The following is a 15,578-nucleotide window of genomic DNA, read 5'->3' as shown; positions in this document are numbered from 1 at the left end:
TTCAGACCGTTTATCCGGTCCAAAGCTATAATAAATTCTATTTCAAAGCCGCCCAGGAGGCTTCATTCAATTGTTCCAGCTCCTGCTTGTCCAGCCGGAAGCTCATGGCTCCGATATTCTCCCGGGCGTGACGGACCTTAGAAGCGCCGGGTATAGCAACCACCGTATCGCCGTGATAATAGATTAACCAGTTTAGGGCAATCTGGCCCGGTGTAACTCCATATTTTTCGGCAAAGACGGCAAGAAGATCAATCAGTGGCTTGCTGCGGGCCAGGCTCTTCTCATCGAGGCCGGATTGCATCCTCCGCAGGCGGGATACCGCACGGATCTGTGCGGGGTCATTATGGAATCGACCGGTCAGAATGCCCTGCTGTAACGGGGAATAGGCAATAATTGAAATACCGAGCTCCTTAGCGGCTGCCATCGTGCCGTTCCGGTCAATATTGCGGTGCAGCAGATTGTATTTCACTTGGTTCGAGACTAACGACAAGCCGTATTGCTGCAGCAGGTGGTGTGCTTCCGTCATCTGTTTGGCCGAATAATTGCTTACGCCAACATAACGGATTTTGCCTGCTTTAACTAAACCGGCCATCGCCTTCATCTCACTGGCGATAGAAGATAACGAAAAGGGCTGGTGAATCTGATATAAATCAATATTACGTCCGCCCAGACAGCGGATACGTTCATCAATGGTAGAGGTGATCGACCCCGCGGTGCGGAACATCGGCCACCACTTGGTGGCAATCAGCGGTGTGGCATGGATGCTGCCTTCGCGCTTCAGCTGATCCAGCACATAGGCAAGCGCCTGTTCCGATTTGCCGCCCCCGTATATTTCAGCTGTATCCACCCAGTTCATGCCGCCCTCCAGACTCGCCCGCACAATCTCGAGGATATCCGCATCCTCAAGATTACTCCAGTACTTCCCTACAATTCCGCTCCCCCGGCTAAATTGCCAGCATCCGAGGCCCAGCGGTGAAACCTCCAGATCCGATTGTCCTAGCTTACGTAATTCGATTGGTGATGTCACTGTACTCATCTCTTATCCCTCTTTCATTAAATAGAATATAAAGCGTCTTCGTTCAGAAATGACATCGTGGAATATTGCAGGAATATGGTATAATTACCCTGCTCTGCAGTTCGATAGTAATCGAAATGCCAATCCGGAGTTACCATTTTAACGGAGGGAATTCATGTTTAAAATCTTGGGCTTTTTACTTCTAATCCGTCTGGTGGGCAATCCTTTTCTTGCCTTGATCATTTTGCTGGTGATTCTGTATTTCCTGGACCGCCGTTACGTCGGCATCTTCCCCAGCATCACCAGACCTTTCCGGAGGAGCCGGCAAATATCCAGACTGCGGACCACCATTTCGCTTAATCCCAACGATGTTTCTGCCAAATTCGAACTGGCCCGTCTGCTTGTTGAACGCAAGCGGTACAACGAATCCAAAGATCTTCTCCTGCAGATCACAGACCGGTATGAACAATCCGCCGAATATTGGGTGGAGCTCGGATACGTGAATCTGAAGCTAGGTCTGATGCCGGAAGGTGAGGCTCAGATGCTGCAGGGACTTGAGATCAACCGCAGAGCACGATACGGCCAGCCTTATCTTCAGCTCGCGGAGACATTCCGTGGTGTAGATCAGGACAAAGCGCTGTACTACGTGAGCCAATTTCAAGAGATTCAGTCTTCATCCAGTGAAGCCTACTACCTTGCCGGCTCTATGTATAAGGCACTCGGCAGGAATGAGGATGCCAAACGGGCTTTTGAGGAATCCACGGCAATCTACCGCACCCTCCCGAAATACAAAAAACGCCAGGAACGCGGCTGGGCACTGCGCAGCTATTTTGCAAAGATGCGTTAAGGTGTGCACTGCTACATAACTCTATGTTTTAAACAAGAACCTATGCGTATGACTTGGACCGCTGTTGCTGTTCACGCATTATATCCCGCTGGACCGCCGCGGCAAGACGATGGCTACCGTCATGTCCGCCGTATCTTTGGAGCTTGGCCTCGGACCGGTCGCCGGAGGATCAATGTTTGAATATTGGGGCTGACAGGACCTAGGCGGCGAGTGTTTCATACAAGCATGCCTCCCATCGTAGATATATAGCCCAATATATCAAAACGGGAGCGATCCTGTCGCCCCCGTTTTGATATATTTTTCGTTTATCCGGTTGTGTTCATCCGCATCAAACATCTACTATTCTCACTGCAGCTTCATTCCACCGCCAGCGCAGATGGTGTCCTTCGGAGACGCACGCCGCCGGACCATTCGTTGATTCCCGGCCGCCTCCCCGCACCGCGATAACGCAACGGCTTGTTGACCTCCGCCTGAATAATATCCACCCAATACAAACAAGGCGGTCTGCTTCCCGTTAAATAAGGTAAGCAGGCCGCCTTATTGTATATGGATATGCTACGCTCAGCCCTTTACGGCCCCCGCAACCATCCCTTTCATAATCGAATTCTGGAACAGCAGATAAATGATGATGGTCGGAATCACCGCAATCGACATCGCCGCCATCGTCAGGCTGTAGTCCGTGCCGTACCCGTCCGAGAACAGCGATAGGCTGAGCGGCAGCGTCTTCAGCGCCTGATCGTTAATGAACACGAGCGCGAAGGCGAAATCGTTCCAGAACCGCAGGAATCCGAGAATAGACACGGTCGCCATAGCCGGAACCGCCAGCGGGACGATAATCCGGAAGAAAATGCCCCAGTAACCGTTGCCATCGATCATCGCCGCTTCCTCCAGCTCTTTCGGGAAGGCGGTCAGATAGGCGGCCACGACGAAGATCGCGACTGGAAGCTCGAAGGCGGTGTACGGAAGAATCAGAGACGCATACGTGTCCAGGATGCCGATATTTTTCATCAGAATAAACAAGGGCACCAGCGTGCTGTGAATCGGGATCAGCATGCCGAGCACGAACAGCATCATGACCACCCCCTTCAGCCGGAACTGCAGACGGGACACGATAAAAGCGGTAAGTGTTCCGAGAAACAGCGTCAACGCCAGGGAGCATACTGACACAATGACCGAATTCAGAAATGCTGAGCCGATGCCGCCGATCTCCCACGCCCGCGTATAGTTGCTGAACTGCCACTCCGAAGGGAGCGCGAACGGACTGCCGAAAAAGTCCTGGTTCGATTTGAAGGAGCTGATAAACAGCCAGAGCAGTGGATACAAGGTGAGAAGCGCATAGATGAGGAGAACGGGGTTCAGGATCCACGCCCCGCTGAACTTCAGCGTCCTGGCCTGTCTTTCGGCCGGTCGTTCCGTCAAGCTGCCGGTAGCGATCGTCTTCATTCCATCCCCCGTTTCCGCATGAGCAGCTGGCTGCCGAGCACCAGAATCATACTGATGATAATAATTAAGGTAGAAACCGCCGACCCGTAGCCGTAGCGGAAGATTTCAAAGGTGTTGTTGTACATATACGTGGCGAGAAGCTCGGTGGACTGCGCCGGCCCTCCGCCCGTCATGACGAAGATCAGATCGAACGCCTTTAGGCTGCCCGAAATGCACAGCACAATAGCGACCTTAATGGTGTCCCAAATCATGGGGATGACGATCAGATACAGCCACTTTCCTTTGACCGCGCCGTCGATTTTGGCGGCTTCCTCAATTTCCGAGGGGATGTTCTGTATGGCGGACAGAAAAATAATCAGATAAGGGCCGATGTTGGCCCAAATGACCGGGGCGCTGACCGAATACATGTTGATGCCCGGGTCGCCCAGCCAGTCCCGGATCCAGGATCCGAGCCCCATACTCTCCAGCAGCACGTTCAAAATACCGATTTGCGGATGATAAATGTATCCCCAGATCAGCCCGATCACCACAGTGGAGACGACCATCGGCATAAACACAGCTGAGCGGACAAACCGGTGAAACCGGGTGCTTTTTCTAAGAATCATGGATAACAGAAGCGCGATCGGCAGCTGTCCGAGAATGGAAGCCACGACGATGATCATATTGTTCTTCAGCGCCCGCCAGAATACGGGGTCCTGAAGCGCTTCGGCATAATTGTCGAAGCCGAGAAAGCTGGCTGCGCCGATGCCCTTCCAGTCGAAAAACCCGTAATATGCGGACCAGACAATCGGAATGATGACAAAGACCAGGTAAACGGTCAAGGCGGGCAGCAGCCCAATCGCAATAAAGCCTCTGAGACGGTTCGTGAATGCCATAGCCGGCCTCCTTTGCTAGCCTTGCAGAATGGATTAGAGAGATAGAGGGAAACGATCCGGCGATCGGCCTTTCCCTTGCGGGCAGAAGATACGGACGCGATATTTGCTTAAATCCGGGTGTCGCCCGGTAAAAAGGTCCTCCACCGGCTATCAGGCGGCGGAGGACGCCCAACCTTTATGAAGGCGATTATTGGCCGAGCTCGCGGGCCTGGGCCTCCTGAATTTTCTTCGCGATATCTTCCGGATTGCCGCCCATAGAGATTTCCTGCAGGCCGTTGTTCACCGCTTCCGTAGCCGAGGAGGTCAGGTAAGCGTCGTATACCGGCGTCAGCTTCACAGATTTATAGAGATTGAACGCCTTGTAGAACAACGGCATCACCTTGGTCTGATCCGGCTCCACGTTGTACGTCACGATAGAGTTGCTGTTTGCAATTGCTTCCATAGCTTCCGGTCCGCTGACGGTATAAATCAGGTCCAGCGCAGCCTTCTGCTGATCGCCTTCCACATGCTTGCTGAGCGCGAGACCTCCACCCGAGCCGCCGGACATGGAGTTCGGATCGCCTTTGCCTCCGGGTACGGAAGGAAGAATCGTTACATCGACCTGTTTCAGCTGCTCCTCGGTGCCAGAAGCGGCCATGTTCGTCAAGGCCCACGCGCCGTCGATCATCATGGCAGCTTTGCCCTCAATGAAGTACTGCTCCATCTGCGTGTTGTCGAGGCTGTTGAAGCCGTTCTGGAACGCCTTTGCGTCGGCCAGCTCTTTAAAGAGGCTCAGCGCCTGCACGAATTCGGGATCGGTGAATTTCGCTCCGTCCTGGGCGACGGCCTTCTTGAACCACTCGGTGCCGGTCACCCGGTCCGCAAGCGACGAGATGATGCTGGACTGGGCCAGCCAAGAGGCCTTGTTCCCGAGCGAGATCGGGGTAATCTTGTTATCGTTGAACGTCTTGACCGCAGTCATCATTTCATCCCATGTGGTCGGAACCTTGACGTTATATTGTTCGAACAGGGATTTGTTATAGAACAGGAAGGAGGTCGCCGAGCCGCTCAGCGGAGTCGCATACACCTGACCGTCAAAAGACAGCGTGTCCAGCGAGCCCGGGATAAAGTTGTTTTTCCAATCCGGATATTGATCGAGCAGCGGTGTGATCGGCTGGATCAGTCCGCCATCGTAGAACTCTTTAATGGAGGTTCCGGACTGGGTAAAGAACACGTCCGGCATTTCATCAGCCGCGGCCACGGTCTTCAGGCGCTGGCGGTAGCCGTCGGGAGGAATGGCTTGAGCATCCAGCTCAATTTCCGGGTGCTCCGTTTTGAACTTGTCAATCTGGGCGCGGACCGCCTGGGCTCGAAGATCATCCCCGGAGAAGTTATGCCAGATGGACAGCTTGATCTTGGGGGATGCCGCATCGGCCGCATTCCCCTCCGCTCCGGTGTTCTCTGCGCCGCCTTGCCCGCAGGCCGCAAGCAGCAGCGACAGCGCCGCCGCAGAGGCAGTAATTGCCAGTGGTTTCTTTTTCATCATCAAGCCCTCCTCGTTTCAGTTGGTATGTTCAGTATAGGTGCTTAAGGACGGGTCAAAAAGGTGACATTCTACAGGATCAGGGTAGACAAAATTCAGTTTATGGGAGGAAATAGGACATTATTTTCGGATATAAAGCGTTTCCTTTGAATATATCACTTCGATATGTTAGATTATATGCCATTTGATTGACGGAATTCGGATGGGGTAAGCCCGGTCGATTTTTTAAACTGCTGGCTAAAATATTTCACATCTTCATACCCCACCTCTCCCGCCACCTCGCTGATCTTCTTCTGGGTCGTCATCAGCAGGCTTCCCGCGCGGCTCATCCGCTCCCGGGTCACAAATTCCATGTATCCCTGACCGGTCTCCCGTTTAAAAACCTCGCTGAAATGATTGGGGTTCAGATGCACAAAGCCTGCGACCTGCTGCAAACTGAGCTGCTGGTTCAGATGGCTGCGGATGTAAGCTATGGCCCGCTGGATATACGAATACCGGCCTTCGCCCGCTTCGCGGTGGAACTCGTTCATGACCGACAGCAGAAGCCGGAACACCTCATCCTCCAGCTTGACTCCCGGCTCGAAGCTTAAAGAGGGTGAACCGCCCGTCTCCTGCCCCCGGCCGTCCCGGTGCCGCTCCAGCCACCGCTGCGCGACTATGACGACCGACTGCAGATAGGCCCGCAGCGTTGCCGGCGTCGTCTCCGGATCCTCCAGCTGCTCGCTTACGACCCGCCGGGTCCAGGCGTGTAGCTGCGGCGTATGATGCTGAATAAGCAGGCCCAAGAGCTCCTGCTCTTCCTTCTCCGAACACACCGACCGGCCGCCCCGGCGGCGCTCGATATCCCCGATTTCGTAAAATCCCCGGTCCCCGAACAGAACCCGGTAGGCGAATACTTTCTCCGCTTCCTCATAGGAACGCCCAAGCTCGCCCAAGGTGCTTACCCTGCTGCCGGCGGCGGCAAACAGCTCGCATTTCAGCATTTCCTCCACCCGGCCCAGGGCTTTCGCAAGCGCCGCTCTGCCCGCCCGGTCCGCCTCGGTCCTCAGCACTGCGACAATCGTCCGGTTCCGGCGCAGCGTCACGCACGGAAGCAGCTCCTGCAGCCGGTTCTCCGCGCTGCCGAGCATCAGCTCGTCAAACCGCCCGTCTCCCCAGCCGGATGCCCCGATCAGAAGCACCCGTACCTCACCCGTTGGGGCGCCGGGGGTCTCCGACTCGGAAATCACGCCGGCTTCCCCCAGCCATTGTCTTACCGGCTCGGGAACCGTTCCGCCCGCGCCGGCTTTTGCTCCTCCTGTTAGCCATTCCTCCATCAGCCGCTGCCGCAGCGCCGCCGCCTGGGCCACTCCCTGCTTCGCCGACTCCCGCTTCGCCGTCAGGTTCTGCTGCGCCTTCATAACAGCCTTGATCACCTCTTCCGGCCCGCTCGTCTTCAGCAGATAATCGGTCACGCCCTGGCGCAGTGCCTGCTGGGCATAACCGAAATCATCATAGCCGGTCAGGATGATGATTTCGGCATCAGGCAGCCGCCGTTTAATTTCCCCGGCGAGCTCAATCCCGTCCATGCCGGACATACGAATATCCGTCAGCACGATGTCCGGCTGCTCCGCCGGAATCCGCGCCAGCGCTTCCTCGGCCGATTCCGCCGGCGGAAGCAGCGTCATGCCCAGCTCTCCCCAGTCAATGACGGTGCACAGCCCCGTCCGGATGATCGATTCATCGTCAATGATCAGTATGTTCACGAGAATCCCTCCGTCGCCTCAGGTATAGTAAAGGAAATACGCGTGCCGCTGCCCGGCCCGCTTTCGATATGAAGTCCTGTGCCGCTTCCGTAGTGCAGCAGAAGCCGCCTGTGCACGCTTCCGAGTCCGTACCCGGACTTGGACGAGTCCGCGCCTCGTCCCTCTTCGGCGTCCGCGGCTTCCGCCATCAGCAGCATGCGGCGAAGTGAATTGAGCTTCTCCGCGTCCATGCCGATACCGGTATCCTCCACGGTAAAGGACATCCCGCCCTCCTTCAGCTCGCCATAGACGTATACGCTGCCCTTGCCCTGTTTTTTCTGCAGGCCGTGCATGATGCTGTTCTCGATCAACGGCTGCAGCAGCAGCTTCAGTATTATCCGCCCCTGCATGTCCGGCTCGATCAGAAATGTGGAGTCGAATTTGTCCGGAAAGCGCTTGGACATAATGCTCACATAGTTCTGGGCATGCGCCACCTCCTGTCCGACGGAGCAGAATTCCTTGCCGTCGTTCAGGCTGAACCGCAGAAAATCGCCGAGCGCCCCCACCATCTCCGCCACCTGCCAGTCCTTGTTCATCAGGGCGGTCCAGTGAATGGAAGATAAGGTATTGTACAGAAAATGCGGGTTGATCTGCGCCTGAAGCGCCCGGATATCCGCCTCTTTCTTCTTGGCTTCGTTCAGCTGAAGCTGGCTCTTCAGCCGCTCAATCCGGCCGCCTAGCTGATTGTAGCTGTGCAGCACCATCCCGATCTCATCGGTCGAACGAACCTCGAACTGCTCGACCGGATCGCCAGGCCTGACGTCTTTCAGCTTGCGGGCAAGCTTCGTCAGCGGCCGGGTCACCCATGCCGTAAAATAGAGCGCAAGCGCTCCCGCGAACACAGCGGCTACACCAATCGCGATGGCCGTCAGCGTCAGCACGTATTCGTTCTGGGCGGTATATATCCGGGTCGGGATGACGCCGACCAGCTTCCAGTTCAGGCTGGGCAGCGTATAGTAGAGCAGCGTATTGCTCTCCCCTTCCCTCGCTACCGTTAGAACCCCTTCGGTCCCTTTCATCGCTGCAACTCCCGGTAGGACCGATTGGAGCGACTGGTTCAGGCCCTCGCCGGTCTGCGAGGACATAATTTTGTTCTCCTGGTTGACGAGCCAGATCCGCCCGCTCTCATTCCATGCCGCGTCCTGAAGCATCTTCTGCACTTCATCCACGTTAACGCTGACCGAGAGCTCGCCGAGCGGTTGAAACTTCTCGGTGCTGCGGATCGGGCGGACGAGCGAGAACACCCGCTTCATCCCGTCGTCGGTCGTCTGGTTCTCATATAACGGCGTCCACCATTTTTTCTCCGGGTCATAAGCATCCGCGTTTAATTCCAGCAGACGCGGCAGCCCGGAATGCAGAACGGTCGTGTTGGACAAGGTCGGATAACCCCGGTCGGAGGTAATGGTAATGTTAGAAATATATGCCTTGGAAGAGGCCAGATTCAGCAGGAAAGCGACGTTTTGCGAGTACAGGGAGATGTCCCCCTGCGCGCTGCCGAGATAGGATTGGATGCTGCGCTGGCCGATGATGAATACCGACATGTTCTCCGCGTCGCTGATGATGAAATCCAGTTTGTCCGAGATTTGCCGGATGGTGTTCATGCCGGACTGCTTCTCGATTTTCTCCGTCAGGTTGGACGCGATCCGGTAAGACACGGCCCCCGCGCCAAGAAGCGGGAGCGCAATCGCCGCAATCAGCAGCAGCGACAGCTTCCCCTTCAGTGATTGTTTGATTCCCATGATGACCTCCCTCCCTGTTAACATTTTTCACATTGTACCTCAAACCGCCCGGATGGTCTTTAGTACAGGCGCACAATTTTCACACTATTTCGAACAGTTCCTGACGGTTTTCATGATGTTTACATGAACAAAGAAGCCGCTCCGTGTCAGCCGGGCTATCACCGGTCGGAAGCGGCTTCTATAAGGGGGTTGGGATTACTAGAACGGATTCAGCACGTGGAAAAAGACATTCGGCGACGCCATCCGGTAATAATAGCTGCACCAGCCGGCGCCCCGGTTGTTGAACCGGTTGGCCGAGCTGTACAGCAGGCGTTCCTGCTCCAGCTCCTCAATCCTGGCGATCCGGCCCTCCGTATAGTCCAGCAGACGCAGAGCGGCGGAGTCGAGCCGGCTGAGCAGTCCGCCGTACCGGATGTCCAGCACCTCCCACCCGAACGGCTTGAACATCCCGTGCCAGGCGGCCCGGTGCGCGCTGCGCAGCTCCCGCACCGCTCCGGCGATTTCCGGCAAACGGCGCACGGCCGCATCGGCCAGTGTGCCCACATCGCCGGCGTCGTACGCCCGCTTCAGCTCAATGCCGAGCTCGCTCTTGCGTTTCAGTACGACGCTCAGCTTCTCCGGCACCTCGAGCATCGCCGCCGCCGCGGGATCGGTCGCGCAGGCCGCAGCAATCCGGCGCTCCAGCCCCTCGTAATGGGCGTTCATCTCAAGGCCCTCGATCTGCCGGTCGAACAGGCCCAGCAGCACGTCCTGGTACAGCAGAAACTTCGACGGATTGCTCTGGACCCGGTTATCCGGCTCCGCGCCCGGCGTCTCGTCGAGATCTTTCATCAGCATATAGCTGTCCGCTTCGATCCCTGTGCAGAACCTCACGCGCTCCGCCAGCGTCTCCCATTCCGGTGAGCCTTCCGAATAGGCATGCTCCGCGTACTGCTGCAATCCGAGGAGCGCCGCGAACGGATTCCCCTCATTGCCGTCGTCCCCCCACATCGTGGCGTACACCTCGCGGATGCCTTCCTTCTTGCACACTTGAAGCGCGGTGTCAGACGCTTTAAGGGACAGACCGTAGTTGACCCCGAACGTATTGAAAATCCACACCGCCCCGGCGAATACAAGCCTCGAGCCTAACGGGCGGTGCTTGGCAATCAACGCCTCATAGTCAGCGGCCTCCGTGTGCACATAATCCCAATACACCATCCCGACATCCTTCGGTATGCGCCGCTGCATCTCTTCCGGAATCTTCGTCTCCCCGTCGTAGTATTCGCTGCCGTTTGACGAGGCGAGCTTCAGGAACATATCGCTCCACATCAGCGGCTCCAGTCCTTTGCTGCGGACAACGGCCAGCACCACTTCAAGATGCGAGGTCATGATGTCGAACCGGCTGACATAGCCGTTTCGGTCCAGATATTTGCCCCGGCCCAGCTCTTCCGCTTCATCCATGCCGATGTGAATCTTGCGGCTGCGGAACGGGGTGCTCGCGGCTTCGATCATCCGTCCGATCAGCGCGCGGGTCCTCTCTTCGCCGACGAGCAGGGCGCCTTTCGTATCCTTGTAATGGGATACAGGCTCCCATTTCAGGAATTCCTCCAGATGGGCCAGCGTCTGAATGCTCGGGAACGCCTCGATGCCGAACTGCGCAGCGTAATCGTCGATTTCGCGCAGCTCCCCGCGGGAGTAGCGGCCCCGCATGTAGCCGAAATAAGGCTCCCCTTCAATCTCGTAAGTATCCTCCATGTACAGCATAACGGTGTTCAGTCCCATCAAAGCCATCCGGTTCAGCATGGATTTAAAGCTCTCTACCGTCAGGACCGCGTTCCGGGACAGATCAAACATCGGGCCAACCAGGTCGAATTGCTGACGCTCCCGGATTCGGAACGGCTTCCCCTTGCGCATATGCTGGACCAGCAGACCGAGCCCGCGGAAGAACTGATGGGTTTGTGCATACGATATATAGGCCTTCCCCTCTTCCCAGCCGGCCTCGATCCCCTCTTCGTTTACGCCGACACGCACGGGCGTGCCGTCCTCCACGATCTCGAATCCAAGCTCCCCGGCTATGATCCCGATCCCGGGCAGCAGCGGTGCTACGTCGCCTTCGAACCGAAACTTCATTTTCCCATCCTCCTCTAATATCAAGTAAATCCGAAGCAGACATCATCTGCTTAACAGCTTCCCGAACAGCTTCTCAAACAGCTCCTCAAACAGATCCTCAAACACCAGTTACTAAACAAACTCTCATAAACATTATAACGTTATATTGTTTTTTCTGATTTCTATGGTATCTTAAATGTACGTCGAAGCGCAATACATGATTATCGGCGGCAGGAAGAATTGAAATTCATTTATTCAACATAGGCAGGTGAATCATATGCGGGAACATAACCAAACGCAAGAAGCGACGCTGGTGCTCTCTAATGTGCGGATGACAGACGGCCGCAGGGCTGACATTGTGCTGGACGGAGAACATATTGCGGAGCTGGCTCCTCCGGGCCAAGGACAGGCCGAACGAAGGCTGGACTGCACGGGCCTGTACGTATCCAGCGGCTGGATTGACATGCACGTACATGCGTTCCCCGAGTTCGACCCTTACGGCGACGAGATCGACGAGATCGGTATCCGGCAGGGCGTTACAACCATCGTCGATGCCGGAAGCTGCGGAGCGGACCGGATTGGCGAGCTTGCCGCAAGCGCCCAGAGCGCCCGGACGAATCTGCTTGCCTTTCTGAACATTTCCCGCATCGGACTATCGCGGATCGACGAGCTCTCCAGACTGGAATGGATCGATGCCGAACGGGCGGCGGAAGCCGTCAGGGCTCATCCGGACCTAATTGTCGGGCTGAAGGCCCGGATCAGCGGCAGTGTCGTCAAGGATAACGGCATCCAGCCGCTCCGGATGGCGAGAAGCCTGTCCGGGGCGCTGTCTCTGCCGCTCATGGTGCATATCGGCTCCGGGCCTCCCGATATCGCCGATGTTATTCCCCTTCTGGAGCAGGGGGACGTGCTGACCCACTATTTGAACGGAAAGGACAACAATCTGTTCGACGCCGCAGGCAATCCGCTTCCGGTGCTGACCGAGGCGATTGCACGGGGCGTGCATCTGGATGTCGGTCACGGCACGGCAAGCTTCTCCTTCCGGGTCGCCGAGGCCGCCCGAAGGCACGGGATTGCACCGGACACGATCAGCAGCGACATCTACCGCGGCAACCGGCTGAACGGTCCGGTATACAGCCTGGCGAATGTGATGAGCAAGTTCCTGCACCTGGGTTATTCACTCCAGGAGGTCATCGATGCCGTCACCATCCGCGCGGCGGCTTGGCTGAACCGTCCCGAGCTGGGACGGATCCGCCCCGGCGAGACCGCCAATCTGACACTGTTCGCCGTCGAGGACGGCCCGGTCCCGCTTACGGATTCCGAAGGAGTCGTACGGACAGCGTCCCAAAGCATTCATCCCAAAGGAGTGATTATTCATGGACAATACGCTGCATGCGAAATACGGCCTTAAACGGGTCATCAATGCCAGCGGCAGAATGAGCATACTTGGCGTCTCCGCCCCATCCGACACGGTGATGGAGGCGATGAAGACCGGCGGTCAGCGTTATGTCGAGATCGCCGACCTTGTGAATAAAGCGGGCGATTACGCCGCCCGGCTCATCAGCGCGGAAGCCGCCGTCGTGGTCAATTCCGCCTCAAGCGGCATCGCTCTTGCAGTGGCCGGCATCGTCACACAGGGCGACCGGCGCCGGTCGCTGCGCCTGCATCAGGATCCTCTCCCGAAGAATGAGATCATTATGCTTAAAGGTCATAATGTCCAGTATGGGGCTCCTGTAGAAACGATGGTTTATTTGGGCGGGGGCCGGATCGTGGAAGCCGGATACGCCAACGAGGGCCAGGCGGAAGATATTGAGGAAGCAATTTCCGATCATACCGCAGCGATTCTCTACGTCAAATCGCATCATGCCGTGCAGAAGAACATGATTTCCGTGGAGGAAGCCTCCGAGCTGGCCCGCCGCCGGGGCGTTCCGCTTATCGTCGATGCCGCGGCGGAAGAGGATCTGCGGAAATACGTTTCCCTCGCGGATCTTGCCATCTACAGCGGAAGCAAGGCCATTGAAGGCCCGACCTCCGGCCTTGTCGCGGGCAAGCGAAGCTTTATTGAGTGGGTCAAGGTTCAGCTGCACGGGATCGGTAGGAGCATGAAGGTCGGTAAAGAAACGACCTTCGGGTTGCTCCAGGCACTGGATGAGTATATGGTTAAAGAAGATACGAGCGATCAGGAACGGGCGGCGCTGCTGCCGCTGCTTACGCTGAATGAAACGCCCGGTGTCCAGGTAACGATTGTGCAGGACGAAGCGGGACGGGCGATTTTCCGCGCACGGGTAAAGATCGACCCGCAGCAGTCCGGTACCAGCGCCGCCGCCGTCGTCAAGGCGCTGCAGGAGGGCGAGATCGCCATTTATACGCGGGATTACGGAGTGAGACAGGGATATTTCGATATCGATCCGCGGCCGCTTCAAGGCGATGACCTCGCCGTCATTCAGGCCAGAATTCAAGAGCTAGCAGGGGGGCAATCACGATGAGCGACATCTCTCAAATGAATATCGCCGGACGGCTGTATAAGAACCGTGCGGCTTTGAACGTACTGGCCGGCAGCATCGACAATGCGAACGACATCTATGAAGCGGCCGAAGGCCATGTGCTCGTAGGCGTGCTGTCCAAGAACTACCCGAACGCGGCTGAAGCGGCGGCAGCGATGAGGGAATACGGCGCGGTTATCGAGGACGCGGTGTCCATCGGACTTGGCGCAGGCGATAACCGCCAGGCGGCGGTCGTGGCCGAAATCGCCAAGACGTATGCCGGCAGCCATATCAACCAGGTGTTTCCGGCGGTTGGAGCGACCCGGGCGAGCCTTGGCGCACGAAACAGCTGGATCAACAGCCTTGTGTCTCCCTCCGGGCGTCCGGGCTATGTCAACATTTCGACCGGACCGTTCAGTGCCGCCGGGGAACATGCCGTCATTCCGGTCAAGGCGGCTATCGCGCTGCTCCGCGATATGGGCGGAAACGCCCTAAAGTATTTTCCAATGAACGGGCTTACGCTGGAGGAGGAATACCGCGCCGTGGCGAAAGCCTGCGGTGAGGAAGGCTTCGCCCTGGAGCCGACTGGCGGTATCGACTTGGACAACTTCGAGCCCATCCTCTCCATCGCACTGGAAGCTGGCGTCCCGCAGGTCATTCCCCATGTCTACTCCTCCATCATCGACAAGGCGACGGGCGACACCCGGGTTGAGGATGTGCGCACCCTGCTCGCCATCATGAAAAAGCAGGTCGATCTCCATGCCTAAAACGGTCGCCGCCTTCGGAGAAGTGATGATGCGCCTTCAGGTGCCGGGCTTCAGCCTGCTGTCCCAGAGCGATACGCTTCAGGTGTCGTATTCCGGAACGGGCGTCAACGTCGTATCCGCTCTGGCCCGGTTCGGGCATACCGGATACCTCGTCACGACACTGCCGGCCAACGCGATTGGAGACGCGGCGGTCGCCAACCTGAGCAAGCTGGGCTTGCTTCCCTCCCACATCCGGCGCGCCGGTGCCTATATGGGGATGTATGTACTGGAGAACGGCTTCGGTCCCCGGCCAAGCCGAGTGACCTACACGAACCGGCTGGAGAGCAGCTTTAATACAGCTCCTGAAGGAGCGTATGATTTCGCCTCCGCCACACGTGAATGTGATGCCGTTCATTTCTGCGGGATCACGCTGGCGATGAATGACACGGTCCGGCGGCATGCGCTGACCTTTGCCCGTACCGTCAAGGAGGCGGGCGGCCTGGTCGTCTTCGACTGCAATTACCGGCCTTCCCTATGGGGGGATGACGGGTATGTGAAGGCCAAGCCGTGGTATACTGAGATGCTGGGGCTTGCCGATATCGTCATGATGAACGAGAAGGACGCTCTTTATATTCTGGGGATGACAAGCAGACGGGAAACCCGGCAGAAGCAGCTGGAAGAGCTGATCCCCCAGGTGGCTGATACATACGGCATCGCCGTCATCGCGGGGACTCACCGCACGGTGAACCCGGACAATACGCATTCGCTTCAAGGTTATTTGTATAAACATTCCGCCTTCGCCTATTCCGAACAGCTGACCTTCCCGGTCCATGACCGGATAGGAGCCGGGGACGCTTTTGCGAGCGGAATCATTCACGGAGAGCTGGAGGGCCATCCTCCCGAAATGGCAGTCCGTTTCGCCGCCTCGGCAGCGATGCTGGCCCATACGATTCCGGGCGACACGCCCCTCTCTCCCGAAAGTGCCATCCTCCGGGCCATGACCGAATGGAGCGGCGATGTAGAAAGGTAGGAATAC

Annotated in this window: 13 protein-coding genes; 6 read left to right on the top strand and 7 right to left on the bottom strand. The window is 57.1% G+C overall.

What is annotated here, in order from left to right:
- Positions 1-37: 37 nt before the first annotated feature.
- Positions 38-1,036: an aldo/keto reductase gene (locus tag QU597_RS12610; protein WP_310832934.1), complete on the bottom strand. Its 999-nt coding sequence runs from the start codon at positions 1,034-1,036 to the stop codon at positions 38-40.
- A gap of 154 nt (positions 1,037-1,190) precedes the next feature.
- Between QU597_RS12610 and QU597_RS12605 the strand changes: the two genes are divergently transcribed.
- A complete protein-coding gene (locus tag QU597_RS12605; RefSeq protein ID WP_310832933.1) occupies positions 1,191-1,862 on the top strand; it encodes a tetratricopeptide repeat protein in 672 nt (223 codons plus the stop codon).
- Positions 1,863-1,926: 64 nt separating this feature from the next.
- On the top strand, positions 1,927-2,055 hold the full coding sequence (locus QU597_RS12600) for a hypothetical protein (protein WP_310832932.1): 129 nt from the start codon (positions 1,927-1,929) through the stop codon (positions 2,053-2,055).
- 368 nt (positions 2,056-2,423) lie between these two features.
- Here the strand turns inward: QU597_RS12600 and QU597_RS12595 are convergent, their stop codons facing one another.
- From QU597_RS12595 to QU597_RS12570, 6 genes are all read right to left on the bottom strand, one after another.
- Positions 2,424-3,305, bottom strand: coding sequence for a carbohydrate ABC transporter permease (locus tag QU597_RS12595; protein ID WP_310832931.1), 882 nt, complete (start codon positions 3,303-3,305; stop codon positions 2,424-2,426).
- A complete protein-coding gene (locus tag QU597_RS12590) occupies positions 3,302-4,180 on the bottom strand; it encodes a carbohydrate ABC transporter permease (RefSeq protein WP_310832930.1) in 879 nt (292 codons plus the stop codon). The genes QU597_RS12595 and QU597_RS12590 overlap by 4 nt, the downstream gene beginning before the upstream one ends.
- A 187-nt stretch (positions 4,181-4,367) precedes the next feature.
- Positions 4,368-5,702, bottom strand: coding sequence for an extracellular solute-binding protein (locus tag QU597_RS12585; protein WP_370656262.1), 1,335 nt, complete (start codon positions 5,700-5,702; stop codon positions 4,368-4,370).
- A 173-nt stretch (positions 5,703-5,875) separates the two neighbouring features.
- The gene (locus tag QU597_RS12580; protein ID WP_310832928.1) at positions 5,876-7,447 is read right to left on the bottom strand and encodes a response regulator; all 1,572 of its coding nucleotides are present in this window, start codon (positions 7,445-7,447) and stop codon (positions 5,876-5,878) included.
- Entirely contained in the window at positions 7,444-9,225 is a 1,782-nt protein-coding gene (locus QU597_RS12575; RefSeq protein ID WP_310832927.1) for a cache domain-containing sensor histidine kinase, read from the bottom strand. Before QU597_RS12575 ends, QU597_RS12580 begins: the two co-directional genes overlap by 4 nt.
- 198 nt (positions 9,226-9,423) lie before the next feature.
- Entirely contained in the window at positions 9,424-11,334 is a 1,911-nt protein-coding gene (locus QU597_RS12570; RefSeq protein ID WP_310833300.1) for a beta-N-acetylhexosaminidase, read from the bottom strand.
- A gap of 256 nt (positions 11,335-11,590) precedes the next feature.
- Between QU597_RS12570 and QU597_RS12565 the strand changes: the two genes are divergently transcribed.
- From QU597_RS12565 to QU597_RS12550, 4 genes are read left to right on the top strand one after another with little or no spacing between them, the layout of a single operon-like run.
- Positions 11,591-12,724, top strand: coding sequence for an amidohydrolase/deacetylase family metallohydrolase (locus tag QU597_RS12565; RefSeq protein ID WP_310832926.1), 1,134 nt, complete (start codon positions 11,591-11,593; stop codon positions 12,722-12,724).
- Positions 12,690-13,799 carry a DgaE family pyridoxal phosphate-dependent ammonia lyase gene (locus QU597_RS12560; RefSeq protein WP_310832925.1) on the top strand — a complete coding sequence of 370 codons (1,110 nt, stop codon included), beginning with the start codon at positions 12,690-12,692 and terminating at the stop codon, positions 13,797-13,799. The genes QU597_RS12565 and QU597_RS12560 overlap by 35 nt, the downstream gene beginning before the upstream one ends.
- Positions 13,796-14,563 (top strand): 2-dehydro-3-deoxy-phosphogluconate aldolase, encoded by a 768-nt coding sequence (gene dagF / locus QU597_RS12555; RefSeq protein WP_310832924.1) that lies wholly within the window; start codon positions 13,796-13,798, stop codon positions 14,561-14,563. The genes QU597_RS12560 and dagF overlap by 4 nt, the downstream gene beginning before the upstream one ends.
- The gene (locus QU597_RS12550) at positions 14,556-15,572 is read left to right on the top strand and encodes a sugar kinase (RefSeq protein WP_310832923.1); all 1,017 of its coding nucleotides are present in this window, start codon (positions 14,556-14,558) and stop codon (positions 15,570-15,572) included. The genes dagF and QU597_RS12550 overlap by 8 nt, the downstream gene beginning before the upstream one ends.
- Positions 15,573-15,578: the final 6 nt, after the last annotated feature.

Source organism: Paenibacillus pedocola (genome assembly GCF_031599675.1).
GTDB classification, from domain to species: Bacteria; Bacillota; Bacilli; order Paenibacillales; family Paenibacillaceae; genus Paenibacillus_AQ; species Paenibacillus_AQ pedocola.
This window is presented reverse-complemented; position numbering and strand designations above follow the sequence as displayed.

What these genes read in the sequence shown, in the direction of transcription:
- QU597_RS12595 (WP_310832931.1), bottom strand. Translation starts at nt 3,305, where the DNA reads ATGAAGACGATCGCTACCGGCAGCTTGACGGAACGACCGGCCGAAAGA.
- QU597_RS12605 (WP_310832933.1), top strand. Translation starts at nt 1,191, where the DNA reads ATGTTTAAAATCTTGGGCTTTTTACTTCTAATCCGTCTGGTGGGCAAT.
- QU597_RS12610 (WP_310832934.1), bottom strand. Translation starts at nt 1,036, where the DNA reads ATGAGTACAGTGACATCACCAATCGAATTACGTAAGCTAGGACAATCG.
- dagF (WP_310832924.1), top strand. Translation starts at nt 13,796, where the DNA reads ATGAGCGACATCTCTCAAATGAATATCGCCGGACGGCTGTATAAGAAC.
- QU597_RS12550 (WP_310832923.1), top strand. Translation starts at nt 14,556, where the DNA reads ATGCCTAAAACGGTCGCCGCCTTCGGAGAAGTGATGATGCGCCTTCAG.
- QU597_RS12560 (WP_310832925.1), top strand. Translation starts at nt 12,690, where the DNA reads ATGGACAATACGCTGCATGCGAAATACGGCCTTAAACGGGTCATCAAT.
- QU597_RS12570 (WP_310833300.1), bottom strand. Translation starts at nt 11,334, where the DNA reads ATGAAGTTTCGGTTCGAAGGCGACGTAGCACCGCTGCTGCCCGGGATC.
- QU597_RS12590 (WP_310832930.1), bottom strand. Translation starts at nt 4,180, where the DNA reads ATGGCATTCACGAACCGTCTCAGAGGCTTTATTGCGATTGGGCTGCTG.
- QU597_RS12585 (WP_370656262.1), bottom strand. Translation starts at nt 5,702, where the DNA reads ATGAAAAAGAAACCACTGGCAATTACTGCCTCTGCGGCGGCGCTGTCG.
- QU597_RS12565 (WP_310832926.1), top strand. Translation starts at nt 11,591, where the DNA reads ATGCGGGAACATAACCAAACGCAAGAAGCGACGCTGGTGCTCTCTAAT.
- QU597_RS12575 (WP_310832927.1), bottom strand. Translation starts at nt 9,225, where the DNA reads ATGGGAATCAAACAATCACTGAAGGGGAAGCTGTCGCTGCTGCTGATT.